At 36.3% G+C, this 26,956-nt stretch carries 18 protein-coding genes and 1 CRISPR repeat array; of the genes, 7 read left to right on the plus strand and 11 right to left on the minus strand.

All coding sequences use genetic code 11. From position 1 onward, the window contains the following. Positions 1-308: 308 nt before the first annotated feature. Both HHL23_RS09000 and typA read right to left on the minus strand, forming a co-directional pair. A complete protein-coding gene (locus tag HHL23_RS09000) occupies positions 309-1,919 on the minus strand; it encodes a glycoside hydrolase family 10 protein (protein ID WP_169234481.1) in 1,611 nt (536 codons plus the stop codon). Positions 1,920-2,044: 125 nt separating this feature from the next. Next, entirely contained in the window at positions 2,045-3,850 is a 1,806-nt protein-coding gene (typA, locus tag HHL23_RS09005; protein WP_169234482.1) for a translational GTPase TypA, read from the minus strand. A 303-nt stretch (positions 3,851-4,153) separates the two neighbouring features. On the opposite strand from typA, the gene HHL23_RS09010 reads away from it, so the two are divergent. Beyond that, a complete protein-coding gene (locus HHL23_RS09010) occupies positions 4,154-5,800 on the plus strand; it encodes a hypothetical protein (protein ID WP_169234483.1) in 1,647 nt (548 codons plus the stop codon). A gap of 100 nt (positions 5,801-5,900) precedes the next feature. On the opposite strand, the gene HHL23_RS09015 is transcribed toward HHL23_RS09010, so the two are convergent. From HHL23_RS09015 to cas9, 6 genes are all read right to left on the minus strand, one after another. Then, on the minus strand, positions 5,901-6,179 hold the full coding sequence (locus HHL23_RS09015; protein ID WP_169234484.1) for a DUF1294 domain-containing protein: 279 nt from the start codon (positions 6,177-6,179) through the stop codon (positions 5,901-5,903). 332 nt (positions 6,180-6,511) lie between these two features. Further along, on the minus strand, positions 6,512-6,664 hold the full coding sequence (locus tag HHL23_RS22490; protein ID WP_228464678.1) for a GIY-YIG nuclease family protein: 153 nt from the start codon (positions 6,662-6,664) through the stop codon (positions 6,512-6,514). 133 nt (positions 6,665-6,797) lie between these two features. Beyond that, entirely contained in the window at positions 6,798-7,475 is a 678-nt protein-coding gene (locus tag HHL23_RS09025; RefSeq protein ID WP_169234485.1) for a YceI family protein, read from the minus strand. 216 nt (positions 7,476-7,691) lie between these two features. Next, positions 7,692-10,121: direct repeats of the CRISPR family, unit length 47 nt; unit sequence GTTGTGAATTGCTTTCAAAAATTATTATCTTCGTGATTAGTCACAGC. A 57-nt stretch (positions 10,122-10,178) separates the two neighbouring features. Then, positions 10,179-10,517, minus strand: coding sequence for a CRISPR-associated endonuclease Cas2 (gene cas2 / locus HHL23_RS09030; protein ID WP_169234486.1), 339 nt, complete (start codon positions 10,515-10,517; stop codon positions 10,179-10,181). Further along, positions 10,514-11,407 carry a type II CRISPR-associated endonuclease Cas1 gene (gene cas1 / locus HHL23_RS09035; protein ID WP_169234487.1) on the minus strand — a complete coding sequence of 298 codons (894 nt, stop codon included), beginning with the start codon at positions 11,405-11,407 and terminating at the stop codon, positions 10,514-10,516. Before cas1 ends, cas2 begins: the two co-directional genes overlap by 4 nt. Before the next feature lie 2 nt (positions 11,408-11,409). Beyond that, positions 11,410-15,642, minus strand: a complete 4,233-nt coding sequence (gene cas9 / locus HHL23_RS09040) for a type II CRISPR RNA-guided endonuclease Cas9 (RefSeq protein WP_169234488.1) — start codon at positions 15,640-15,642, stop codon at positions 11,410-11,412. A gap of 716 nt (positions 15,643-16,358) precedes the next feature. Between cas9 and HHL23_RS09045 the strand changes: the two genes are divergently transcribed. From HHL23_RS09045 to HHL23_RS09055, 3 genes are all read left to right on the plus strand, one after another. Continuing rightward, positions 16,359-18,482, plus strand: coding sequence for a Tex family protein (locus tag HHL23_RS09045; RefSeq protein WP_169234489.1), 2,124 nt, complete (start codon positions 16,359-16,361; stop codon positions 18,480-18,482). A 50-nt stretch (positions 18,483-18,532) separates the two neighbouring features. After that, the gene (locus tag HHL23_RS09050) at positions 18,533-19,168 is read left to right on the plus strand and encodes an HAD family hydrolase (protein ID WP_169234490.1); all 636 of its coding nucleotides are present in this window, start codon (positions 18,533-18,535) and stop codon (positions 19,166-19,168) included. Between the two features lie 64 nt (positions 19,169-19,232). Then, a complete protein-coding gene (locus tag HHL23_RS09055) occupies positions 19,233-19,724 on the plus strand; it encodes an RDD family protein (RefSeq protein ID WP_169234491.1) in 492 nt (163 codons plus the stop codon). A gap of 170 nt (positions 19,725-19,894) precedes the next feature. On the opposite strand, the gene HHL23_RS09060 is transcribed toward HHL23_RS09055, so the two are convergent. The 3 genes from HHL23_RS09060 to HHL23_RS09070 all read right to left on the minus strand — a co-directional run bounded on the left by HHL23_RS09060 (position 19,895) and on the right by HHL23_RS09070 (position 23,586). Beyond that, positions 19,895-21,466 (minus strand): M20/M25/M40 family metallo-hydrolase, encoded by a 1,572-nt coding sequence (locus tag HHL23_RS09060; RefSeq protein ID WP_169234492.1) that lies wholly within the window; start codon positions 21,464-21,466, stop codon positions 19,895-19,897. A 238-nt stretch (positions 21,467-21,704) separates the two neighbouring features. Further along, positions 21,705-21,881: a histone H1 gene (locus HHL23_RS09065; protein WP_073332466.1), complete on the minus strand. Its 177-nt coding sequence runs from the start codon at positions 21,879-21,881 to the stop codon at positions 21,705-21,707. A gap of 286 nt (positions 21,882-22,167) precedes the next feature. Further along, positions 22,168-23,586 carry an aminotransferase-like domain-containing protein gene (locus HHL23_RS09070; RefSeq protein ID WP_169234493.1) on the minus strand — a complete coding sequence of 473 codons (1,419 nt, stop codon included), beginning with the start codon at positions 23,584-23,586 and terminating at the stop codon, positions 22,168-22,170. Between the two features lie 123 nt (positions 23,587-23,709). Here HHL23_RS09070 and HHL23_RS09075 point away from each other — a divergent pair, with 123 nt between their 5' ends. From HHL23_RS09075 to HHL23_RS09085, 3 genes are all read left to right on the plus strand, one after another. Continuing rightward, positions 23,710-24,225, plus strand: a complete 516-nt coding sequence (locus HHL23_RS09075; protein WP_169234494.1) for a hypothetical protein — start codon at positions 23,710-23,712, stop codon at positions 24,223-24,225. A 430-nt stretch (positions 24,226-24,655) separates the two neighbouring features. Continuing rightward, on the plus strand, positions 24,656-25,570 hold the full coding sequence (locus tag HHL23_RS09080) for a helix-turn-helix domain-containing protein (protein ID WP_169234495.1): 915 nt from the start codon (positions 24,656-24,658) through the stop codon (positions 25,568-25,570). 93 nt (positions 25,571-25,663) lie between these two features. Beyond that, positions 25,664-26,869 (plus strand): MFS transporter, encoded by a 1,206-nt coding sequence (locus tag HHL23_RS09085; RefSeq protein ID WP_169234618.1) that lies wholly within the window; start codon positions 25,664-25,666, stop codon positions 26,867-26,869. Positions 26,870-26,956: the final 87 nt, after the last annotated feature.

Consider the following 26,956-nt stretch of genomic DNA (forward strand, 5'->3'; position numbering starts at 1 on the left):
TAGTTATTCTAAAATAAATTGGTCCTATTTCTTTAAGTGATTTGTGTGTTTTTTGGTGAACGCAAAGACGCTGTTTTTTTCTAACTTGGATGCTTTAAGGCACTAGGATTTTATCGGAGATAAAATTTTATGCTGTTAAATGGATGTTTTATTTAAAGGAAAAACCAGTCCTTTTGTTGAACTGGTTTTATTGTTGTTTTATTAAATATAAAAGGTTTTTATTCTTTTTTTCAAAGCTGCTGAATCGAATTGATAGTCAAAAGCAATGTCAAGACCAATGGTAACTTCCTTCTTCCAGCCTCTTAAAACTATTTTATCTTCTTCGCCATATAATCACTTTCGTTTCCGAGCCTGTCAACGGCTTTTATCGCGACTGCATTTAATTTTCTACCTTCTTTATTTTTCGGAATATCTTTTGAAAGGGTGTCCAATGTCAGGATTTCTGTTTCCCAGACTCCGTTGTATTGAGTGAAAAGTACCCATTGGAATACATCTCTTATATTTTTGCTGCTCCAGCTGATTCTTGCGGAGTTTCCATTGTCTGTAACAAATATTGTAGGCGTCTGCAGTGAAGCTGTCTTGATCCATGGTGTTTTCGGCACAAGTGCTTTTTCTTTGTACGGTCCGTTTTTCAAGACAGGAAGCATATTGGAATTTTTGGTAAGCCCTGCAATACTCCAGTGAATTTCTCCGGCATCGTTCTTTAAGATCTGTCTGGATATTTCAATCTGATTTTTAATTTCCGCAGGACGGTCGGATACTTTGATCTCAACGGTATTGAGTCCCGGCCATAAGTGGCGGTTCATGGTGTTTTCAGATTTCCACCAGTTCAATAATGCTTCAAATCCCTGCCCTTTTGAATCGATAGGCCAATAAAGCTGTGGCGAGAAATAATCTACCCATCCTTTATTCAGCCATAATTTAGCATCAGCATACAGTTCATCATATTGAGACGAACCTGCGATTCCTGCCGGATATCCAGGTTTCCAGATCCCAAACGGGCTGATCCCGAATCTCACGTAGTTTTTCTCTGCATGAATTTCTTTATAAATCCGTTCAACGAATCTGTTGACATTATCTCTTCTCCAGTCGGCTCTCGATAATGTTCCGCCGTTTCTCAGATATTCATTCCAGCTTGCATTATCCGGAAAATCTGCTCCCCTGTTGTAGGTAGCATAAGGATAGAAGTAATCATCAAAATGTACAGCATCGATATCATATCTTTTCACAATATCTTTTACAACATTGGAAACGTGGCCCTGAGTTTTTGGATTAGCCGGATCGAACCAATACATTCCGTTCTTTAATTTAATCACAATATCGGAAAGCTTACTGGCCATAGAAAGGCTGTTTACGGCACCTCCGTTGGAATGATGGGCACGGTAAGGATTTAACCAGACATGAAGTTCCAGGCCTCTTTTATGAGCTTCTTCAATCCAGAACTGAAGGGGATCATAATTGGGATACGGAGCCATTCCTGTCTGTCCGGTCAGAAAGTATGACCATGGTTCTATATTACTTGTATACAGCGCATCTGCAGAAGGTCTGATCTGGAAGACTGCAGCATTGAAGTTATTGTTTTTAAGCATATCGAGCATGCTTATGGCTTCTGCTTTCTGCTGGTCGACCGTTAAATCATTTCTTGACGGCCAGTTGATATTGGCTACACTTGCAATCCAGGCTGCACGGAATTCTCTTTTAACTTCCGGAAGTGTGGTTCTGAAGATTTCTTCAGTTGGGGGTATTGCTGTTACAGGTTTGGTTGTAGTAACGGGCTCTTTAGGTTTTGAGGTATTGCTGTTTGGTTTGGCTGTATTCTTAGTCGGTGTTGGCTTTACTGTATTGCTCTGTACGGAACAACTGGTATATGATGCAAAAACTCCGGCTAAAACAGTAAGTTTTATAATATTCATTCTCATCGTCTGCAAACTACTTTAAATTTATTTTTTCTAAGAGATTATTATGCCAAAATAAACATTTTAAGACATAGTCTCATAAAAAAAGCCCCGAAAAATTCGAGGCTTTTCTAATATATAAGAATTTCTTAAGCTTTCGCTGATCTTTCCACTCTTTTTCTTTCTTCTTCAGAAAGGATTTTCTTTCTCATACGGATAAAGTTTGGAGTTACCTCGATCGCTTCATCACCCTGGATATATTCCATACATTCTTCAAGAGAGAATAAGATTTTTGGAGCAACTCCACCATCTTTATCTTTACCTGCAGCACGTATATTGTTTAATTGTTTTGCTTCTACAATATTTATGACTAAATCGCCTGGTTTGTTTTGCTCACCAATGATCATACCTGCATAGATCTCCTCGCCCGGATCAACATAGAACTTACCTCTATCCTGTAATTTAGCGATAGAATATTCAGTAGCCGGACCTTGACCTTTGCTAACCAAAACACCATTACTTCTTCCAGGAATAGCTCCTTTGAAAGGTTTGTATTCTGTGAAACGGTGCGCCATAATAGCTTCACCGGCAGTAGCAGTCAACATCTGAGAACGCAATCCGATCAAACCTCTGGAAGGAATTTCGAATTCCATATGCTGCATTTCACCTTTAGTTTCCATAATGTGAAGATCTCCTTTTCTCTGAGTAGCCAAATCGATTACTCTTGAAGCAAATTCTTCAGGAACGTCAACAACCAAAGATTCATAAGGCTCACATTTTTCTCCATCGATTTCTCTAAGGATAACTTGCGGCTGACCAATTGTCATTTCATATCCTTCCCTTCTCATTGTTTCAATTAAAACTGACAAGTGAAGAATACCTCTACCAAATACCAAGAAAGTATTTGCATCCTGAGTTTGCTCAACTCTTAATGCTAAGTTTTTCTCTAATTCTTTATACAATCTCTCTTTAAGGTGATTAGAAGTCACATATTTACCATCTTTTCCAAAGAAAGGTGAATTGTTGATTGAGAACGTCATGTTCAACGTAGGCTCATCAATCGAAGTTCTTGGCAATGGTTCAGGATTTTCAAGATCTACGAAAGAATCTCCAATCTGGAAGGCATCGAAACCTACTACAGCACAGATATCTCCAGCTTTCACTTCTGTAACTTTTTTCTTTCCTAATCCTTCAAAGACGTACAGTTCTTTTACTTTTCCTTTCAGAATCTTACCGTCTGCCTGAGCTAAACCAATCCACTGAGATTCTTTGATCTCCCCTCTGATTACCTTTCCAATTGCAATTCTTCCTAAGAAAGAAGAGAAATCAAGAGAAACAATCTGCATCTGTAAGTTTCCTTCTGCCACTTTCGGTTCAGGAACATACTGTAAGATACCATCTAATAATGGGAAAATATCTTCTGTTTGTTCTAATGAAGTGTTGAACCAACCTTGCTTAGAAGAACCGTAGAATGTTGGGAAATCCAACTGCTCTTCAGTTGCTTCAAGAGCAAAGAATAAATCAAATACTTTATCATGAACTTCTTCAGGACGACAGTTTGGTTTATCTACTTTGTTGATTACTACTAGTGGTCTAAGTCCTAATTCCAAAGCTTTCTGAAGTACGAATCTTGTTTGAGGCATTGGCCCTTCAAAGGCATCCACCAACAAGATTACTCCGTCCGCCATTTTTAAAACTCTCTCTACTTCCCCACCAAAATCGGCGTGACCAGGAGTATCGATTACGTTAATTTTAACGTCTTTATAAGTAACAGAAATATTTTTAGATAGAATGGTAATACCTCTTTCTCTTTCAAGATCGTTATTATCCATTATTAATTCTCCACTTTCCTGATTTTCTCTGAAAATGTTTGTAGCATGAATAATCTTGTCAACCAAAGTCGTCTTCCCGTGGTCAACGTGTGCGATAATCGCAATATTTCTAATGTTTTGCATGAATGATTTTTACGGGTGCAAAAATAGTGATTTCTAATGAATAATAAGCAAGAATATAAATTAATTAACAAATTCATAATGAGAGCGTTAAACAAAAACATTCGTTAAAGCCTTAAAATAGAATCATTTATGATATTTTCCACATGATAAATTAAAAATATAAGATTAAGTTTAAATGAGTAATCATCTCCATATTTTTTGAAACAATAAATAATACGACGAGTTCTGTCGTCATGCAACCCTACTTTTGCTTTATAGATTTCCTGCAGGAAATAAATTATTAACATCAAAAAAACAAAATTTATGATTTTTACCAATGAATTTTTCTCACCTTCTAGTACCATCCCTGATGCAGACAGAATAGAACTGATTGATGAGTTTACTTATGAACCCCATATTTATGATAGAATATATACACCTTCTACAAGTGTGTATTTTGACGAAATTGTACACAGAAACAGAAATGGCCTATATTATTTAAATAGGACAGTCTCCGAAAGCACAAAACCTTTAAATGTGGCTATTTTCGGAGTAAAAGGCAATGGAACTGCAGACGATACGGAAAATATTAACAAAGCTGTCTTATATTTAGCTTCTAAGGGCGGAGGCATATTATTATTTGGAAATAATAAAAAATATTATATAAAACAATCCATATTCATTACAAATAATGTCTGTTTTTATTGTAATGGTTCCACTTTTAAAGGAGACGGGACAAATACTATTTTGAAAACAGCCTACCTGGATAATAACAGTCTAAAAGGTAATCACGGTACTAATACAGAAAGCCATGTTATAACTTTCTCTCATATAAAAGATGCTAATTTTGAAGACTGTGCTGTAGGTTTAGATTTCTTTAATTTTTGCCATGGTTCAAGTTTAGAAAATATTAAATTTACAGACTGTGAGGTTTCGTGGAAATTTTTAGACTGTTTTTATACCAGCATGAAAAACATTATGTCTTCTGGTAAAAACAGCAATCAGTATGCGTATCAGTTTTTAGGGCAAAACAATGCACTTCTATTAGAAAGAGTATCGGCTACCAAAGACTTTGGATTCTTATTTGACGGAGGAACTACAGCTACCACCTTAATCTCGCCTACCACAGAAGGAGGACAAATTGGATTAAAATTCAAAGGTGATTGTCTAGGCATCGTTATTAAAGGAATATATGCAGAAGCTATATTCAATGCCATTGATCTTTCTGAAGTCCACAATGGCACATTTGAAATCACAGGCGGTTATTTTAATTATGTAGATAGACCGTTAATAGGCCCTGGAAATCTGGCCCAACCTAATGAACCCGTAAACTATGGACAGGTTACAGGTGAATGGAATAACAATACCATCATTGCTGACAGACAATTACCTATTACTGATAGCAATGGCCATACCATCGGATATAATACCTATCGTGGTTTAATGGATATTTCCCAACCAAGAAATTATATTAATTATTCACTTCCTATCGTAGAGGGAGATGGCCTCCTTCCACCCAACTGGACGGTTGGAGATCATAATATTATCTCATCTTACGGACAAATAAAAGCTACCCATACTAAGGCAATCGGCAATGTAAAAAGACAATTCGGTGTTATTCCGGTAACGAGAAGCGGAGATGTCGGAGACGGAAAGGCCGGCTATATTCCAGACTGTACTCATGAGCTGATGGGAAATGATCCTTCTAATTTTGGAATAAAAATCACAACTAAAATTAAATTCCAGGAATATATGATGTTTGCCAAGTACAATATCTATGTAGCAACCTACTCTTTGGGAAGATGGTTTTATGGTGATATTTTCGGCAAAAACCTGTCTGCAAAAGATGTTGGAAATTCACAGATAACCTCTATTGAAAACGAAAACGGGTTTCTGGTTATTAAAATAACAGGATTCAATGAACCTAATCTCAGCTATATCATTCAGGGAAATGTACAGCTTATTGTATAACGGAAGACACCTCATTTTGAGGTGTTTGTTATGAATGAACATTAAGATATTACGTTAATTTCATACACCAATCTTCAATTACATTCACATGAATATTTTTCTATCCAAGAAATTTATGGCAGAGACCAGTAGTCCAAACTATATAAATAAACAATACCTGAAGCAAAACCGCTCCAACAAACTTCAGCAAAAAAGATCTTTTTGACACTTTATGCCTGAAGATAAGCATTCCTAAAATAGCACCAAGAGTTCCACCTATAAAAGCGAATCCTAAAAGTGTACTTTCCGAAATCCTTCTTTTATGTTGAATGGAAAGCCTTTTGTCCCAGCCAAAAATAAGGAAGGTGAAAAGGTTTATTATGAGTAGAATGTATATCATTGGTGCAAAAATAGTGAATTAAGCGGTGGCTTCGAGTGCCTCAGCCACCTTGTATTTGCCTTTTGATGAGAAATTTGTCTTTCTATTTATTCATCATTAATCTTAACAAAATTATTTCTGACTGTATTTCCAAAAGGTGGCTGAGGCACTCGAAGCCACCTTATCTCTCAGTCATCTAACTCTTCGGAAAATAAATCCCTGTATGCCACAGCCAATTGAGGAAGCAAATCAGGATGTATTGATAAGTGCTTCTTTTTTCTTTCGGTTCCATCCCTGGATCTGCTTTTCTCTGTAAAAAGCGAGATCGATACGGTCATATTCTTCAAAATAGATCAGCTTAACGGAAGTCTTCTTTTCGTATGATTAGAACCTTCTCCTGATTGATGTTGAAGAATTCTGCGTTCAAGATTATTGGTACTACCTGCGTAATAACTCCCGTCTGCATATAATAAAATATACATCCAGCCTTTGACTTTCTCTTTCATATTTGTGTTTTTGTAAATATAAAATTTTTTATCATTCCCGTGGCTTCGAGTGCCTCTATTTGGATACCTCTCCCACAATAAAAAAGCTGCTTTCATAAGAAAGCAGCTCTCAGTATTTGTATTATCTAACAATTTATTTTTTAGCTTTAACATCAACAGCGATCTCGATGTCTTTGCTGATCATCCATTCAGCTGGATCTGTTTCTGAAGTACCAAACTTGATTCCCCAATCTGCTCTGTTTACTGTAAATTTAGCCTGAACTGCAGCTGAATTATCTGTAACATCTACTTTAGCAGGGAAAGTTACATTGATTGTTTTTCCTGATAATGTAAGGTTTCCGCTTACTGTTTTATTAGCGCCTGCAACAGCGTCTTTAGGTGTATCTTTCAAGTCTGTAACACTTGTAATTTTGAAGTCTGATGTAGGATTTTTTGCCGTATCAAAGAAATCAGGATTTTTTAAGTGAGCCTCCAAATCTGCAGGTTTTTTATCTTTTTCTGTTACTGAAGCCGGATCTACTTTGATAGAATTCATATCGATCACAAAGTTTCCTGCAGAAAGCTGACCACCTTCAACGCTTAAATCTCCTGATTTTACGCTAAGTGTTCCCCAACGAGGAGCCATTCCTCCTTTGTGAAAAGCTTTCCAGTTTACTACAGAAGTCGCAACATCAACTGGCAATACTTCTCCTTTGCTTTCAGCTACCGTCTGCTCTGTAGCTGTAGACGCAGTACCTGCTGATTTATCTTTATTACATGATGCTGCAAGCAATCCTACTCCTACTAATGCAATTACACTAAGTTTTTTCATATTATTTTATTGTTTAAAAAATTTAATTAAAATTTTAAATTTGAAGAGTCAAAAGTATAAAAACCTTCTCAGATATTCCCTTAACATACATCAAGAAATCATAATTTTTATTTTTTACGCTCTATTGTGGAAGAGAAATAGTAAAAAATGGAGAATCTAAAGTATTTCATTGTATAGTAAAATTACTATCTTAATGATTGATTACAAATATATTAGGTTATGAATTACTTTCAAAAATTATTATCTTCGTGAGTAGTCACAGCATTGGCGCAGTAAACACAGAAAACCGTTTAGTTGTGAATTGCTTTCAAAAATTATTATCTTCGTGATTAGTCACAGCAAACTGAAAATAAAGAAATAGCAGAAGCTCGTTGTGAATTGCTTTCAAAAATTATTATCTTCGTGATTAGTCACAGCAGGGCAGTTTTAGCACTTGGCGGAGCTATTGTTGTGAATTGCTTTCAAAAATTATTATCTTCGTGATTAGTCACAGCCTTGCGAAAATGATGAAAGAGCTTGCTACTGTTGTGAATTGCTTTCAAAAATTATTATCTTCGTGATTAGTCACAGCGACCTGTCTTTGTTACATCACCTTCAATCAGTTGTGAATTGCTTTCAAAATTATTATCTTCGTGATTAGTCACAGCCGTATTCGCTGTACAGCTCTGCCTCTGTTCGTTGTGAATTGCTTTCAAAAATTATTATCTTCGTGATTAGTCACAGCGTAAGGTTTCCCGAAAGATCGCCCAATACTGTTGTGAATTGCTTTCAAAAATTATTATCTTCGTGATTAGTCACAGCGTTCTATCAATTATCGAGGTTGGGATTTGCGTTGTGAATTGCTTTCAAAAATTATTATCTTCGTGATTAGTCACAGCGAATGGAGGGAAGAGCTTGCAAAGCATATGGTTGTGAATTGCTTTCAAAAATTATTATCTTCGTGATTAGTCACAGCGATTTCCGTTCATCAAGGCCATAGAGATCAGTTGTGAATTGCTTTCAAAAATTATTATCTTCGTGATTAGTCACAGCTAAAGGGTTTATGATAGAAACATTGAATCAGTTGTGAATTGCTTTCAAAAATTATTATCTTCGTGATTAGTCACAGCGTCGGGGTCGGCTACATTACCGTCTATATCGTTGTGAATTGCTTTCAAAAATTATTATCTTCGTGATTAGTCACAGCGTTTTAATCAGAATCGAAGAGCCAAAACCAGTTGTGAATTGCTTTCAAAAATTATTATCTTCGTGATTAGTCACAGCTCGAACCGCTGTAGATGGTGTTGCAGACCGTTGTGAATTGCTTTCAAAAATTATTATCTTCGTGATTAGTCACAGCCATCCATATGATCAAGGTCCTTTTGTCACAGTTGTGAATTGCTTTCAAAAATTATTATCTTCGTGATTAGTCACAGCTATTCAACACCGTTTTTAACAGCCAGCCACGTTGTGAATTGCTTTCAAAAATTATTATCTTCGTGATTAGTCACAGCGCTAGCGTGCAGTGTTCTTTTAATGATCAAGTTGTGAATTGCTTTCAAAAATTATTATCTTCGTGATTAGTCACAGCCAAAAAACGTATGACAGTATCAATAATCCCGTTGTGAATTGCTTTCAAAAATTATTATCTTCGTGATTAGTCACAGCTTACAAAATGGTTAACAGTTTTGAAGAGCTGTTGTGAATTGCTTTCAAAAATTATTATCTTCGTGATTAGTCACAGCCATATAATTCTATATTAATAGAAAGGACAGTTGTGAATTGCTTTCAAAAATTATTATCTTCGTGATTAGTCACAGCATTTGTTGCATATAATAAATTGGTTTTGCCGTTGTGAATTGCTTTCAAAAATTATTATCTTCGTGATTAGTCACAGCCATCCCCGGCCTCATAGCCTCGGATCATAAGTTGTGAATTGCTTTCAAAAATTATTATCTTCGTGATTAGTCACAGCTCCTCCCACTTAATATCTGGATCTATCTGTGTTGTGAATTGCTTTCAAAAATTATTATCTTCGTGATTAGTCACAGCCTATACCTTTTACAGGAACGAACTCCATACGTTGTGAATTGCTTTCAAAAATTATTATCTTCGTGATTAGTCACAGCTTTGATAAAGATGGTCCTTATAAAAATGATGTTGTGAATTGCTTTCAAAAATTATTATCTTCGTGATTAGTCACAGCTGGCCTTTTTGTGGCTCAATCATAATAATTGTTGTGAATTGCTTTCAAAAATTATTATCTTCGTGATTAGTCACAGCACGAGTTTGAATACAAGCATTTAAGAAATAGTTGTGAATTGCTTTCAAAAATTATTATCTTCGTGATTAGTCACAGCGAAGGTTGGGAATTTAAAATGAAAACTACTGTTGTGAATTGCTTTCAAAAATTATTATCTTCGTGATTAGTCACAGCTGTTAAAAAATTAGAAGCGGGTAAATGGTAGTTGTGAATTGCTTTCAAAAATTATTATCTTCGTGATTAGTCACAGCATGGAAAAAAACGTAAACATCGGACAATTAGTTGTGAATTGCTTTCAAAAATTATTATCTTCGTGATTAGTCACAGCTGTGCTGAAAGTTAAGCCTGAAGGCGTGGGTTGTGAATTGCTTTCAAAAATTATTATCTTCGTGATTAGTCACAGCCTCAAAATTTAATCCATTGAAAATCAATGGATTTTTCTGTTATTTACGATTAAAAAATTAGAATAATTCGAGTTGTTGAAAGGTCGGTGGGGGTTCTTCTCTATTCCTGGCAAAGAAAATCTCAATATCTCCAAATTGCTTATCTGTAATAGACATGATGGCTACCTTCCCTGCTTTAGGCAACATATTTTTAACTCTTTTGATATGCACTTCAGCATTTTCCCGACTTGGACAATGCCTTACATACATTGAAAACTGAAACAACGTAAATCCGTCATCCAGCAACCGTTTTCTGAACAAATTAGCATCACGCATATTCGCTTTGGTTTCGGTTGGTAAATCATACAGTACTAACACCCACATAATCCGGTATGCATTAAACCTTTCGGCATTCATAAGAATTCGGGATAAGAAATCAGACGTTTTTCTCCCGTATAACATTTATAAAGCGAGGAAGCAGTTGTTTTCACTGCCACCAATAATGGTCTAGTCTTATCATCAATCAAGACATCCACTGTTGCAATTCTCAATAGGTGAGCTTTAAACTCTTTTGTGAGATCCTCGGAATCCGGATTTTGCATCAGCCATTGCATCACGAGGAAATCTACAAATGGGCGATATGGCTCCATTATATCATCTGCAAGGCAATATGGGTTATATTTATTTTTATGAAAAATCCCCAACACAGGCAGCAATCCCGTTTCTACCAATGCTCTTGCAACTATACTCCTTAACACTGCATATCCAAAATTAAAAAACTGGTTAGGAGAATCTCCAAAACGTTGTCTTAAAAAATCCAGGCTAATGAGATATTTCCAGTAATGCTGTGCAGCAATTCCTTCCATATTCGTAATATCTCCACTTTTTACATTTCGCTGATATTCAAGCATAGGTTCATAATAATTGCCTAATTTTAAAAGAACCTCTTTCTGATTCTCTATTTTACATTCTATCGTTTGCTTCCATAACTGCTTTTTAAGTGGCTCACTGGCATCAAGCTGGTCTTTTATGCGATCTGAATGTTCTGTATGTCCATACAGTGGCAACATGATCCCATGGGGAAGATGATGGGCATCACAGCTTATCACTACCACATTATTTCCCATCATTCTTTGAATCAGCTGGTGTGAAATCGTGATCTGAAAATGATCCAGCATCAGTAATCCTAAATCCTCTACAGGTACTTTTCCCTTCAATTCACGGGATGAAGGCTCCAAAATACACATCTGTTCATCCTTGAGCTTTAGATACGCTGGATTGCCAATATAGATGGAACGGGTTATCATGATTATGACTTTGTTATATTTCCTAAACGGTCAATTTTTAACTTCACGCAGGACTCTTTGATCATTCTCCCGTCAATTGCTCTTTCCATTTTATTTAAAGTAGAAAATTCAGTCTTATTTACAATGGAAACAGCAACATTTTGTCTTACGAAGAAAATTTGACTACCAGAGAAGCTTACCACTTTATAAACATTATTCATATTCTCTTTGGAAATGGTCTGAAAATCTAAGCTATCCACCAACTCATCTTCTGCAGCAACATACACCAGATCATTGGGGCATAAATAAAAATCATTTTTACTTTTTAAAGCTACAGGGGACAACCCTTGCTTCTGTCTTTCAATAACCTCATTTAAAAGAATCGTTTCATACGTTCTTTTATCTTTATCACCTTCATATACTGCAAAAAAGAGATTAGTACCCTTTGCCGTTTCCACATATTTATGTTTTTTATTTCCGATTTGACCTAAAGGAAATTTACTTCCTAATTCAAAAATCCGTACTTTGGCAATAGGCTGATGCGGTTTCCCATCATTAAATTTCTCGATATTCTTATTCATATCTTCAATTCCTTCAGGTGAAAAAGCATCTTCTGAACTCCCTTTATATTCAAGATAATTCTTTAAAATTTTCTGAATTCCAGTATCTGTAATCGAACTGATATTTTTCAAATCAAAAGAAGTGTCAAGACTTTTTCTTGTAGCAGTTAGGATCTTTCCTCTAGGAACTTTAATCCAAGGTAATTCCACTTTGCCGGCAACCGTATCTTTATGCAATGGTTTTCTTATAGCCCAGTTCAAGCCTTGTTGTTCAACCAAACCTTTCACTTTAATGTTATCTTTTTCAATCCATTTTTCATAATAATTTGTAGCTTTATTAATCACTCTAAGATTCTGCTTAAAGCTTACAATAATTTTATCGAGATTTTCTTTAGCTTCAACTGTGAAATTCTCCCACGGTTTTAAAAACTGTTTAGGAATATCCCTTTCGATCCTTTCTCCTGTTTGTGGATGTTGATAAATCTTTTTTTCAAATTTCATCAGCTTTCTTTTCAAATCATACCTTTTCATTTCTGATTTTGCAGCCTGATTATTAAGCAGATTAATATGATCTCTGGTTGCACAGGCAATTACTAAAGCATCTAATGCATGATGACGATGGTCTATTCTCTTTTTTGAAAATCCCTTTGAAAATTCAATCGGGACTGTTGGTAAAAATTTCTGGTATTTCTCATTCCATACTGTATAATCGTTAGACTCTGTAATTAAATTCATTCTTTCAAAACGAGGTAAAATTAAGTCGTTCCAAACATCATTCAACCCCCAGTCCTGCTTAAGTTCTGATGTTATTCTTCCATTACCAGGAATGATATCTTTAGAATTCATTCCATCATCATTGACTTCTTTTCTGACAATATTGGAAAGAATACCTGAGACGAATTTACTGATATATCGTGTATCATTAAGCTGACGTTCAATCATCTCCTCCGGAATTTCTTCTAAAAGAAGTTTTGATCTCTTAGTCCTGTTATTAGCATAGTTTTTCTTGACAAAGTCTTCGTATTCTTCTACTTCAAATACTTTAATCCTATCGGAAATTTTATATCCATGAAACTGTTTAATGAATCCAAGACCAATGTAATTGTCTTTTAATTTATTGACTGCAGACTCACAGATCACCTTATTACTAAAACTGTCATCAAAATAACGGCTTTGAGGAATAATATGTTCAATTTCGTACTCCGGTGTAAAAAGCTTGTTAAGTGGAATAATCCCTCCTGTATAAGGTGATCTGTATTTCTGTTCCAGCCAAAGTTTATATTTTTTCAGATCGGATGAGGAAGGCTGTGCAGTTTTACTGATCTTAAGAATATCATCATCTACAGAAATCTCAGAATTCAAAACTCCATCTTCATATATTTTCAGAACCTCCTGCTGCATAGGAGAATAAGGTCTGACATTCTTTACTTCACTATCATTCGCCATTTCTGCCAACAATGCCTTAATGCGAAGGTTGGTATTCTCATTTTCTGATATTCTCTGTGTCATTTTATTTCGTTCTTTTGCCGGAAGTTTCATTTCCCTTCCAAGTTCGATGTGAATTTCACTGAAAAAGTCCTTTACCCCATTCCCATATTTCATCCATATATCTTTTACCACACGGAGTGTCTCTGTTATCACCTGCTCTACAATGGGGTTGCGAAGAGAATGCTGTTTGAATTCTCTCAAATATTCTTCAATATTATCAACAGAGTTCCATTTTCCAGTGAGTGAAGCTTCAGAATGCCTTCCATACACCACATATTGAGTTAACCATAAAGGCAAACCCTGAAAATCACTTTCTTTCTGAAGAGTACGAGTCTTTTCTCTTATATTATCTTTAATATCCTCATCGTATTCACCAGTAATAATTTTCTGAATCCTGTTTTTTGATTTTGTATCAATATCTTCCCAGCTCCAATATTTCCCAGTTCTCATCAAAGGAAGCAATCTCTTAATAGCCTTTTCAGAATAAGAGCCATATTCACTACTAAATGGTGGAAATTTTCTGAAGGCTTCAAAGAACGAATTTTCATCCAGGTGATTTTTCTTAGCAAATGATTTTAAAGCTTTTTCATATTCTGTTTTATCATTAACAGAATAGATGATATGCCATATTTCCTGCTCAATTTTCCTTGTAAGAAATTCAGCCATATTACTTTGTGTTTTGCCTAAACATGCTATTATCATTGCTCTTGTTTCATTGCACGGATATCTTTTATCCTCTACATATCTCCATTGATGCGTCTTATCGTTAAGCTTAAAATGTTTCAATAATGCTTTTTGGTCAACTTCTTTTCTATTATTCAGAAATTCAAAAAGACGCTCATAATCTTCGATTGTTTTTAAATAATCTGAGGTTATATTTATATCATCATCTCTTCTGTAAATGCTCAGATTAAACATCCACTGCCAAATGCGAAACTCCTGGTAGTAAGGATTAGATTTTGGAATAACTTTTAGAAATTGAATCCTCTCTACTCCATTTCCATCTTTATACTTTCTAAATTCTAAAGTACAATTCGAAACAGAAGACTTCTGACTTCTCAAAGGTCTTTGGTAAAAGATAATATCTTCCAAAAAAAGATGTACAAAATCCTTTTTGGCAAGATTCAACTGATGAGCTTCATTATTCCTGTATAACTCCCTCACACAATCATTGTACAGATCATTAATTTCCAGTTCAGGATGAAACTCTTTCTGTTTTTCAAGAATTTGTTTCAGTTCTTCTTTATAAAATTTACGTTCAATGGTTCTGACAAGCTTTCCGTTTATCTTTTGTTTAGGGTTTTGAAGAATAGCATCATAAATGTAAGATCCCACTGTTTTATGAGAGGCATCAATTTCCTGTTCAGTTTTCGCCTTAATGGCAATCCAGTCTTTTTCAGAATCAACGGCTTTAAAGGTCCGTTTTATATCACCATTTTTTAATATAGATTCTGTAATAATAAATTCTTTGGTACGACCAATCCAATCTTGAGGCTTTGTTATTTGCTTTTCATATTTCCACCCATTAGTAAAATAAACATCAAAAAGTACATTTCCTTTTATTTTTTCTCCAGAATCAATAACTTTTTCAACGTCTAACGTTACAAATGTTTTATCTTTTCCTTCATCAAAATCTTCTCCTCTTAACTGATAATATCCCCTCTTCTGGTTAAAATTCAAAAGAATCCATGCCAGCTCTTCTTTCTCTATTTTTTGATAGACAGCTTTCTTTCTCAGGTAATAAATCGTCCAGTCATAAGGAACTTTTTTATTTCCTGATAAGAGCTCAGATTGAGATATTTTAAAATCCAAAAGCATTTCCTCAAACGAATTTTTAAAGATGAAACCCTCATTATTATATGGAAGCTTAGGTTCTGTCTCTTCTCTAAACTTTCCAAATCTTTTATCAAAATCTATCTGAGAAGCATAATATTTAGGTAAAAAACCTAAAATATTCAAAACTCGGTGAAGCCTTTCTCTTCTTAATAAAAATCTTTCTCGGAGCCTTCTGACTCCTCTGTAACCAGTCCGGGCAGCTGTTTGAGAAACAGAATTCCCTTTACCAAAATCCCCTAAAATATCCTGCGACATAGGCAATACTCTGGTCCCCATTCCCAGAACACTTCCCTGCCTCGATTCAGAGTTTTGCTTAATTATAGCCCAACCAATTGAATTGGTTCCTAAGTCTAGTCCAAGTATATTTTTCATATTGATTATCAATTAATTAAGTTAAAATTATTAATAATATTTTATAACTCTGTACTAAATATAAATATTTTTTATACATTTGTATTAGATTAATGATTAAGTAATACAACTGACGAGTTGAATTTGTTAAGGTCCAAACTTAACTTATTACTATCCCAAGTAGAAATAACAAGATCAATAATTTTAAAATTCATTTCTTAACTCTGTACAAATTTAAATATATTTTTATACATTTGTAACTTATTGAGTAAGTATTTTGAACTGACGAGTCAAATTTGTTAAGGTCCAAACTTAACCTATGTGTTGCCAACAACATGTAACTACATCAATGTAAACTAACCATGTCTAAGAGTTCTTAATTTAGGCCGTACAGAGTTAGTTGTGAATTACTTTCAGAGACTATCTAATATGGATAGTCTCTTTTTTCTTCAATCATACTATTTTACATTATTCTTTATAATCCTGAAACAATATAAAGATAGAAACAAAAAAAATACTCGAATTACGGATACCCATAATTTCATTAAAAATTTTTCGCTTATATTTGTTTTATAATTTTGAAAGTAATTCACAATAAGGATTATTCCGTTGTGAAAACATTTAAGCCCCCTCGTCTTATAATACGGGGGATTTTTTTTGCGCCAATAATTTCTGTTTAATATGTATTCCGTTTTTTTCATTCTAAAGCCCTATTTTAGCCTTCCGAAAACAAAATAATGACGACCGTAACCTTTATACAGCAACAGCTCGATATATCCGAAAAGAGCATCAACAATACCCTTCAATTATTAGCAGAAGACTGCACCATCCCGTTTATTTCCCGTTATAGAAAGGATAAGACCGGAAATCTGGATGAAGTTCAGATCGAACAGATCTCCAAGATCAGCAAACAGTTTGAAGAAATTGTAAAGCGAAAAGAAAGCATCTTAAAATCCATTGAAGAACAAAATGCCCTGACTCCGGAACTGAAGCAGAGAATTGAAGAAAGCTTTGATATTCTGGAGCTGGAAGATTTATACCTACCCTTCAAAAAACGCAGGAAAACGAAAGCAGATACTGCCAAAGAAAAAGGACTGGAACCTTTAGCCAGGATCATTATGAGCCAAAAAAGCAACGATCTCCAGTTTCTGGCTTCCAAATACCTGAACAGTGACGTTTCATCTGAGGAAGAGGCACTTCAGGGTGCCAGAGACATCATGGCTGAATGGATCAATGAAAATATGTATGTCCGCAAGAACCTCCGTAGAATGTTTCAGCGTAAGGCTGTGATCACTTCTAAAGCAGTCAAGGCCAAAAAAGACGAAGAAGACGCTCAAAAATTTTCGCAGTATTTTGAGTGGGAAGAAAATCTAAACAGAACTCCTTCTCACAGGCTTTTGGCTATGCTCAGAGCTGAATCGGAAGGTTTTGTGAAAGTGAATATAGGTATTGATAAAGATGAAGCCATTGATTTTGTAGAAAAAGCTATCATCAAGTCCAATAATGAAAGTTCTGAACAGATCGCTCTGGCCATAAAAGACAGCTACAAAAGGCTCTTAGAACCTGCTATTTCTAATGAGGCTTTACAGGAAGCTAAAGAAAAAGCAGATAAAAAAGCCATTGAAATATTTTCTGAAAACCTGAGCCAGCTGCTTCTCGCTCCACCTTTAGGAGAAAAAAGAATTTTAGCCATTGATCCAGGATACAAAAGCGGATGTAAAGTGGTCTGCATTGACGAAAAAGGCGACCTGCTCCACAATGAAACCCTCTACCCCCACGCTCCGCAGAACGAAAGCGGAATGGCTATGAAAAAGATTCGTTCGATGGTGAATGCCTACCATATTGAAGCGATCTCTATAGGAAACGGAACAGCAAGCCGCGAAACAGAGTTTTTCATTAAGAAAATTGCTTTTGATAAGCCTCTGCAGGTTTTTGTGGTTTCAGAAGCGGGAGCATCGGTCTATTCTGCGAGTAAAATTGCACGAGACGAGTTTCCATCTTATGATGTGACAGTGCGTGGTGCAGTTTCTATCGGGAGAAGACTGGCGGATCCACTGGCAGAATTGGTAAAAATTGATGCTAAATCTATTGGTGTGGGACAGTATCAGCATGATGTAGACCAAACCCAGTTGAAAAACGAACTTGATTCAACGGTGATGAAGTGTGTCAACTCGGTGGGAATCAACTTAAATACAGCCAGTAAATCATTATTAAGTTATGTTTCAGGAATCGGGGAGAAAATGGCGGAAAACATCGTTAATTACCGAATGGAAAACGGAGCTTTTGAAGACAGAAAACAATTAAAAAAAGTACCAAGGCTTGGAGAAAAAGCCTACCAGCAGGCGGCAGCATTTGTGAGAATTTCCAATGCTAAAAATCCTCTGGATAATTCTGCTGTGCATCCGGAAGCTTATGGAATTGTAGAAAAAATGGCCAAGGATTTGGGCATTAAAACCAATGAACTGATTGCCAGCAAAGAAAAAACAGCTTTGGTAAAGGCTGAAAATTATGTTACGGAAGAAATAGGAATTTTAGGCATCAAGGATATTTTAAAAGAGCTCGAAAAACCAGGATTGGACCCCAGAAAAGCGGCTAAAGTATTTGAATTTGATCCTAATGTAAAAAGCATTAGAGATTTAAAACCAGGAATGATTCTTCCCGGAATCGTCAATAATATTACGGCTTTCGGGTGTTTTGTAGACATGGGGATCAAGGAAAGCGGACTTGTTCATATTTCACAGCTGAAAGAAGGATTTGTATCTGATGTGAATGAAGTGGTCAAACTTCACCAGCATGTCCGCGTAAAAGTAACTGAAGTAGATGAAGCCAGAAAGAGAGTTCAGCTGAGCATGATTTTATAATTGCTCTTAAACTTCTTGAATACTAAAAATCAAAAAAATAACAATACATTTTGAGCTATAAAAATTTAATTTTCGATTTAGACGGAACGCTTTGGGATTCCAGAGCTACCATCATTAAAACCTGGAATGAGGTATTAAATAAATATCAATTGATCAAAAAGGATTTAAAACCTGAAGATATGAATCAGTACATGGGTTTGCTGGCAGATGATATTTTAAAAGATATTATTCCCGGAATTTCCGATCAGCAGGTTCAGGAAGTCCTTTCGGAAATTGTCCGCAGTGAAAATCAGGTTCTGCATATCTACGGCGGTATTCTTTATGACGGCGTTGAAGAGACACTGAAAAGTCTTGCTAAAAATCACAAGCTTTTTATCGTTAGCAACTGCCAGGACGGATATATTGAAGCATTTTTAGCCTATAATAAGTTCAGTGACCTGTTTACCGATTTTGAGTCTTACGGCCGGACTAAAAAACCGAAATCAGAGAACATTCAACTGCTCATGGAAAGGAATGATTTAAGCGTTGAAAACTCTGTTTACATTGGGGATACGCAGACTGATTACAACTCTGCAATGTCTAATCATTTATCCTTTATTTTCTGTACATATGGTTTCGGAACATTGAGTACAAATGATTATAAACCTTTTGTTTCGAAATTTTCAGATCTTGCACTATATATTTAATCTAGTATTTAGATTATTTGGAAACCATTGATGTTATGAAATAACCAAAATCATAAAAACACCCATGAAAGTATCCGAACTTAAGGACAGAAGAATTATCCGCAGGCCAACTCGTCAGTTTGATGAATTCGGGTACAGGATTTATAATTCTTTTGAATATGATTTTCCCTACGACGCCACTTATAAAGGCAACGAAAGAGAAAGGTTTTTTGCTAAACTCATTGACATCCTACCCTTCTTCCTTATTTTCTTCTTCCTGTTTGAAAAAATAGCGATCATCAGCTTTCTGTATTCCATTCCGTGTGTCATTATTACAGGGACCATATGCGAATGGTATTGGGGAACTACTTTAGGAAAGAGTGTATTTAAAATAAAGGTGATTGATGATTTTGCAAATAGTCCCGGGCTGTTATTATCTTTAAAAAGAAACTTTTTGTGTCTTGCCAATTTTCACAGATTACATTCCTCCAGTGAACCACACATGGGAAAAGGAAGGCACTCAGATGAATTTCAGTATGAATCTGAACAACAAGATCTGCAAAACCTATATCGTTAAAGAAAATAAAAGGCAAGAAATAAGAAACCTACTTTATCCACAAAAAAAGGCCGTACAATAATCTGTACAACCTTTTCTATCTTAAAGATATTATTACAAAAACAGGATTACTATTGAACAGCAGTCTTAGTCTTAGTCTTAGTCTTAGTCTTAGTCTTAGTCTAGCACTTCTATTTATACTCCTTAGAATCCCTCTTCGGTTCCTTAGCTTCCGGCCACTTTACCGTTTCACCTTTATCGTCCTGAGGCATTAATCTCCTTTCTCTGCTTGTAAATTCAGGATCCTCTGATGCCATATAGGCCAATGCAGCCGTTAAAACCACATTATTTTTCACCTCATCAAAAACGATCTTGTCATACGTATCTTTCGTCGTGTGCCATGTATACCCGAAATACCCCCAGTTGAGAGAGCTCAGAGAAAATCCTGGAACTCCAGCGGCTACAAATGACGCATGATCAGAACCGCCACCGCCAGGCATTCCCGGGAAATCTGTTTTAATCTGATCCCTTACTGTTTTTGGAACTCCGTTCAGCCATTTTCCGATATAGCTGTATGAGTCTACGAATCCCTGGCCGCTGATATTGATCACACGTCCGGTTCCATTATCCTGATTGAATACGGCTTGTGTCCCTTTCATAATCTGTGGATTATCTGCTACAAAGCCTCTCGAACCGTTTAGTCCCTGTTCTTCACTTCCCCAAAGTCCTATAACGATCGTTCTTTTATTATTGGGATAATATTTCTTCAGGATTCTCATGGTTTCAAGCATAGTAAGTGTGCCTGTTCCGTTGTCTGTTGCGCCCTGTGCTCCATCCCAAGAATCAAGATGGGCAGAAAGGATTACATACTCTTCAGGCTTTTCTTTTCCTTTAATGACTCCAATCGTATTAAAGTTTTTCGCATCAGGAAGAATCTTAGATTGTGCTTCTACTTTGATTTTAGGTTTCGCTCCTTTTTCAGCCATTCTGTAAAGCATTCCGTAATCTTCCACATCAATGTCGATCATTGGGATCTTTGAAGTTTTAGCACCGAAAATTCTGTTCGCTCCCATGATGCCGGTCCAGTTGGAAATAGCGATTCCTGCTACTCCCGCCTTTTCTAAAGCTTCCGGAAGTGTATTATTATCGTAGCCTATATTTTTCACATAGTCACGGAAGTCTTTTCCGGCCTGTTCTTTTTCTGCTTTTAGTTTTTCGTACAGTTCCGGAGTTGCAAATTCTTTGATCTGCTCATCAGAACGTCCGATCTTCTGGTATTGCGCGATAAGTACTATTTTTCCTTTCGCCGAAGGTAGCCATGCATCAAATTCAGCTTTGGAAGAAACTTTTGGAAGGGCTACCACCTCAGCTTCTACGGCTTTTTTCGTTGCCGGACTCCATGCAAGCTGTGTTGCAGCTAATGATTTCACTCGTGGATACGTCATATCTACATGCGTAATGCCACGCTGCCATCCTTTCCATGTTCCAAACTGCTGAAGGTTGGATTCTATTCCCCATGAACGGAGTTTAGCGGCAGACCATTCATTCGCAGCCAGCATTTCCGGAGTTCCCACAAGACGGGGACCTATACCGTCCAGAAGCTCATAGGCCATGGTTTCCAGCTGAGAACTGTTGTTGATTTCATCTACAAAGCTTTTTACAATAGGATCAAGCTTTTCTTTCGGATCTACCTTCACCTGAGCCCATGAGAATTGGGCAGCCAGCACAACTGCGGGCACAGCAAAAAATTTATTTATCTTCATAACACATATTGAATGCTTAAAGATAATAGAATTTGTGGGAATAAAGAAGAAAACGGAATGGTAAAAGGATCCGTGTGCTGATTTGACAATGAAATAATGCAGTGATGTGTGAAAAAATCACCCCCCTCTTTAAATACATACGGTAACAAAGATATTCAAAAAGGAAAATCCTAAAGAATGATTACGTAAGATTCGGGCATAAAAAAAAGCCGGCTCAGTGAGCCGGCTCGGGAACAAATTATTTTTTAGCTTCGTCTACAGAAACTTTTCTGAATTCTTTGAACAATTTGCTAAGTTCTAAAGCAGATTTACGAGCTCTTGTACCTGCAGCTTTGTTTCCTTTCTCTGCTTGTTGGTTAGCCTCACTTGCAAACGCTTCGAATTCAGCGTTGATTTTTTCAATTAGTTCTTTCATTATTTTTAAAATTTAGGGTGCAAATATAGGTTTTATGGTAATTCCAGCCTAACTCCGGATAAAAAAGTTTAGGTTAAAATGTGATTTTTTTCATCTTTTCGTCCTCCGAACTATTATTTTTTACGTTTATGTTAAAAATTTTGGGAGTTTATTAGGCTTATTGGGGCTTTTAAGCCATTATTACAACATCATTTCTCCTTTATCTCTTCTGCATTTATTCTTATTCCAAAATTCTCTAAAGGTGATATTCTCTTTACTACAACAGCACACTAGAAAGACAGAAGATTTAAGAAAGCAGTTCTTTTGCTTGTGTCCCCGCATTTTCTAATAAAACCAGGCTTTCCGCAGTAATCCGGTCTGCAAATATAATCCGAAAATGATGCCTGTACTCATCCGTCAGCGAAAATGTATCGCCAGGAGTAAATAGAATCCTGTTTTGATCACAGTAATCAAAGAATACCTGCATATCAATTCCTTCCGGCAGTTTACCCCAAATGCTGTACCCTCCCTGAGGGTTGTGGAAATAGGAATCTTCGGGAAAGTGCCGACGTAATGCACCCAGCAGTTCAACAGCCTGCTTATTGAGTTTTTTACGGAATGAACGAAGGTGTCTCTCGTAGCTGTTTCCCTGAAGAAGTTTCAGCATGAGTTCCTGATAAATTGGAGAAACGGATCTTCCCAAAACAAACCTTGCCTTTTCCGAACGGGAATAAAAACGTCCGGTATTCAGCCAGCCTAAACGGATGCCAGGCGCCAGGGTTTTTGAAAAGGAAGAATAGGTCATTACCAGCCCTGAACGATCAAAGCTTTTAATACACTGTGGTCTTTTATCACCAAAATAAAGGTCCCCATACATATCATTTTCAATAATCGGAACCTGAAACCTTGTTGCAATCTCCAACACCTCTTTTTTAGCATCATCACTCATAACGGTACCTGTGGGATTGTTGAAATTAGGCGTTAGCACCACTGCACGGATATCATTCGACAGACATACGTTTTTAAAATAATCCATATCGAAACCGTTTTCATAATGAACAGGAATTTCGATAGTTTTCAGCCCGAGGTTAGCAATAGCTTCAAGAATTGAAAAGACACATGGACTTTCAACAGCTACAATATCTCCGGGTTGGGTTACAGCGCTCAAAGCTATGGTTAATGCCTGCAGCGCTCCATCTGTAATAATAAGTTCATCCGGGTTGAATAAACATCCATGAACTGCCATTTGTTGGGAAATTTGCTCCCTTAGCTCCGGCAGGCCATTGGAAGGATAATACCTTAACAATACGGCTCCTTTCTCGCGGATGACTTCCTGCATCGTTCTGAGAATCAGTTTTTGAGGAATTAAAAGATCTCCGGGTGCTGTTGCATTGAATGAACTCACTTCCGAAGGCTTGTTTCTGGCTGAGGTTAGCATGATGTTTTTTGCGAATACAGCATCCCTAACCACTGGAGGCAGATTTGCTTTGGATGGAGAGCTATGAATATCTAAAGTATTGGCTACAAAATATCCTGAGCGTGGATGGCTTTCCACCAGTCCTTTCATCACAAGATGATCAAAACCACTTTGAACAGAACTTGTACTCAAATGGTATGCATTTTTAATCTCCCGCACGGAAGGCAATCGCTGTCCTTTCCTCAGAATTCTATTTTTAATTTGTTCTTCAATAACTGAAGTGAAAATTTCATATTTGTATGACCCCATCCTTAATTTTGCTAATCTGTACTGAACAAATTTACAAAATAACCAAACTGTACCGATTAAATTAATAATAACTGTATCCTTTTTGAATGCTATAATCTTCTAATTTTGAATAAAAAAAGATTCATGAATATAATTTCAAAATTTACAGTAGGTTCTGAAGAGGGAATTTCTGATCTTATAACCATTATCGATGCTTCTGTTTACGCATTATACAAAGAGCTTATTCCTGAAAAGGATATCAAAAAATACATTGAAGATGATATTGATCCCAGAAAGATGATCAATGATCTGAACGACCTTTCCAATCAGCTTATTATTACTTATGCAGATGATCAGCCTGTAGGCTACAGCACTCTTAAAAGCGGATTGACTCACCCTGCGTTGCCGGAGGGGAAAAGAGCCACAGAGATGAGCTTTGTGATACTCCCGGAATTTGATTCACCGGAAACCAGAACATCACTTTGGAAAAAAAGCAGATCCGCAGCCAGCTTCACAGATATCGTCTGGATCAATATACTGGCACATGATCCACTTTTAGAGTTTTTAAAAGAGTCAGGGTTTTCTGTCGCTATTGATGCTACAGCGGGACCTTTCCAACTTCCGTCGCATATATTAAAATTGGAAATCAGTAAAAGCTAGATTTCCAAGAAAAAAGTGCAGGTTTTCGATCCTTTTAAAACATTCTGGCCTTATTATTTGTTACCACGAAAGTTTAAAAAAATGCTAAATACTTTTGTGATTGATATTTTTAGTTTACCACAGATTTCCCGGATAGCAAAGATTGGTATCTAAGTAATTTTTCAACCATTAAGAAGATTTTGAAACACTTTATAACACTTTAGTTTGAAAAGTTTTGTGACTTTTAAAGCCCTCGAAAATCACGTAGATTGAGTAGACTTTTTTGAAATTTAAATAATGTAAATTGATAGATGTAAATTGCAAAAAGTAATGATAAAAGCGGTTCAAAGGAAATTGAGAAAAACTATTTTGCAGATTATCATTACAGAACAGAAAATAGATTTGGATTAACAGCAGTTTCCGTATCTTTGATTTTTATAATTTCTATATCATGAGTGATCAGCTGGAAACCATTGAAGATTATTACAAACGTCTCAGAAAGAATCAGATGAAGATGTTTGATTCGGATGATTTTGAAACAGGAAAGTCGCATTTCAATGTGTCTATGCGGAAATACTGCAGTTTTAAAAGCCCTTACAACCGCCGTGATTATTATAAAGTAAGCTTTATTTTGGGAAATGGCACTTTTCAGTATGGGGCCCATGACCTGTATATTGACCGTCCTGCCCTCTTTTTTCCTTCCCCTCATATTCCCTATTCATGGGAATGTGACGGAGATCTTCAGGAAGGGTATTTCTGTCTGTTCAATCAGGAGTTTTTTAATGGAAATACTGAATTCAATTTATTTAAAAAGACCTCTTTATTCAAAGAATGGAGCAAGCCCATTGTTTTTTTAACGGATGAACAAACCCAGCTTGCTACGCTTTACTTTGAACAGATGTATAAACTGAATAATTCAGCCTATCCTTTCCGATGCAGCAGTATAAAAAGTCATCTGGCCTCTGTGATGCATCTGGCTTTGGAGAATCGCGTGGATGATATCAACCCTAATGAGCTTCCGGCCAACATCCGCCTTTACCGCTTGTTTGATGAGCTTCTTAACAAACAGTTTCCCTTGGACTCTCCGGCTTATCCGCTGGCTCTGAAAACGGCTTCTGACTTTGCGGAGCATCTGAATGTGCACGTCAATCATTTGAATTCGTCAGTAAAATCGGTCACCCACCTTACGACTACCCAGATCATTAAAGAAAGGGTGTTTGAAGAGTCTAAAAATCTATTAAAATATACGAACTGGGATATCGCTGAGATCGGATATACACTTGGATTTGAACAACCCTCCCATTTCAATAATTTCTTTAAAAAACATGCTGAGGTTTCGCCGTTAAAATTTAAAAACACATTTTAAATCTTTGATTTTTGTAATTTTTACTTTGTCTTTTAAAATTCAACTGGATATTTCTTAGCTTATTTTTGCATAGTAAAATAACGAACGAGTATGTTGTTGAAAGAAGCATCTGAGAAAAGAATCAGATTAATAACCATTATGGCTTTCGTGTCGATCCCGCTTTCCGGGTTTGTCACTGATATTTATTTGCCCTCATTCCCATCGATGGCCAAAGAAATGCAGGTCTCTGAAAAGGATATCCAGATCACTTTGACGTCTTACTTGCTGAGTTATGGGATTTCGCAACTTTTTGTAGGAGGAATTCTGGATAGCATTGGGCGTTACCGTCCTAAGCTGATTGCTCTTTTTCTACTGATCATAAGCAGTATTTTGATTACGATGACGGATAGTATTTTATTAATATGTCTGCTCCGTATTCTCCAAGGAGCGGCTGTTTCTGTCCTCGTAGTAGCTACCCGTGCTATTTTTGTAGATCTTTATGATTCTGAAAAGGTGAAACATTATCTGAGCTATTTCACCATCGTCTGGTCGTGCGGACCTATTTTGGCTCCGTTTCTGGGGGGATATCTTGAAAAACTGTTTAACTGGCATGCTAATTTTTACTTTCTGGCTTTCTATGCAGCGTCTCTGTTTCTGTTTGAATGGTTCTTCAGTGGTGAAAGCTTACCTGAGAAAAAGAAACTTAATCTTTCTGAGAACATCAGTCTGTACAAAATGATGCTTAAAAACAGGATTTTCATGCTTGGGATCTTTATTTTAGGACTGAGCTATTCCATTGTAATGCTATTTAATTTAACAGGTCCTTTTATTATTGAGAACACATTTCACTTTACTCCGGTTGTCATAGGATATTGTACATTAATCTTAGGTTTTTCCTGGATGATTGGTGGGTTTATAGGAAAACGCAGACTTAAGCTTGACTTTAAGGACAGAATCTTACAGCCTATTATTTTACAGCTGATCCTGATCGCCGGACTGATTGCCACCAGTTTCTATGCGGAAAGCCTTTTCATTATGGTTCCGTTCGCCTTTTTCATTCACATCTGTTCAGGAATCCTGTTTACATCGTTTTTTACAACGAGTATGCTTTATTTCCCTAAAAATGCAGGAACAGCAGGCGGACTGATGGGTGGATTGGTGTATGTGATTACTTCCATTACAAGCTTTATCATATCTGTTAGTGGAAACGTCACGGAACAGGGCGGACTTGCCTGGCGCTATCTGGCGATTGCCATTATACTATTAGGAATTATCCTGGTGATGCATCAGGCGGTAAAAAAAGAACAAGCAGAGAATTAATCTCTGCTTTTTTTGTAATAATATTAATGAAAGCTATGCATATTCTCTGAAGAAGGATATCAATAGAAATTTCAAAGACCTTTACAG

It is taken from the genome of Chryseobacterium antibioticum (assembly GCF_012927325.1).
Lineage (GTDB): Bacteria > Bacteroidota > Bacteroidia > Flavobacteriales > Weeksellaceae > Chryseobacterium > Chryseobacterium antibioticum.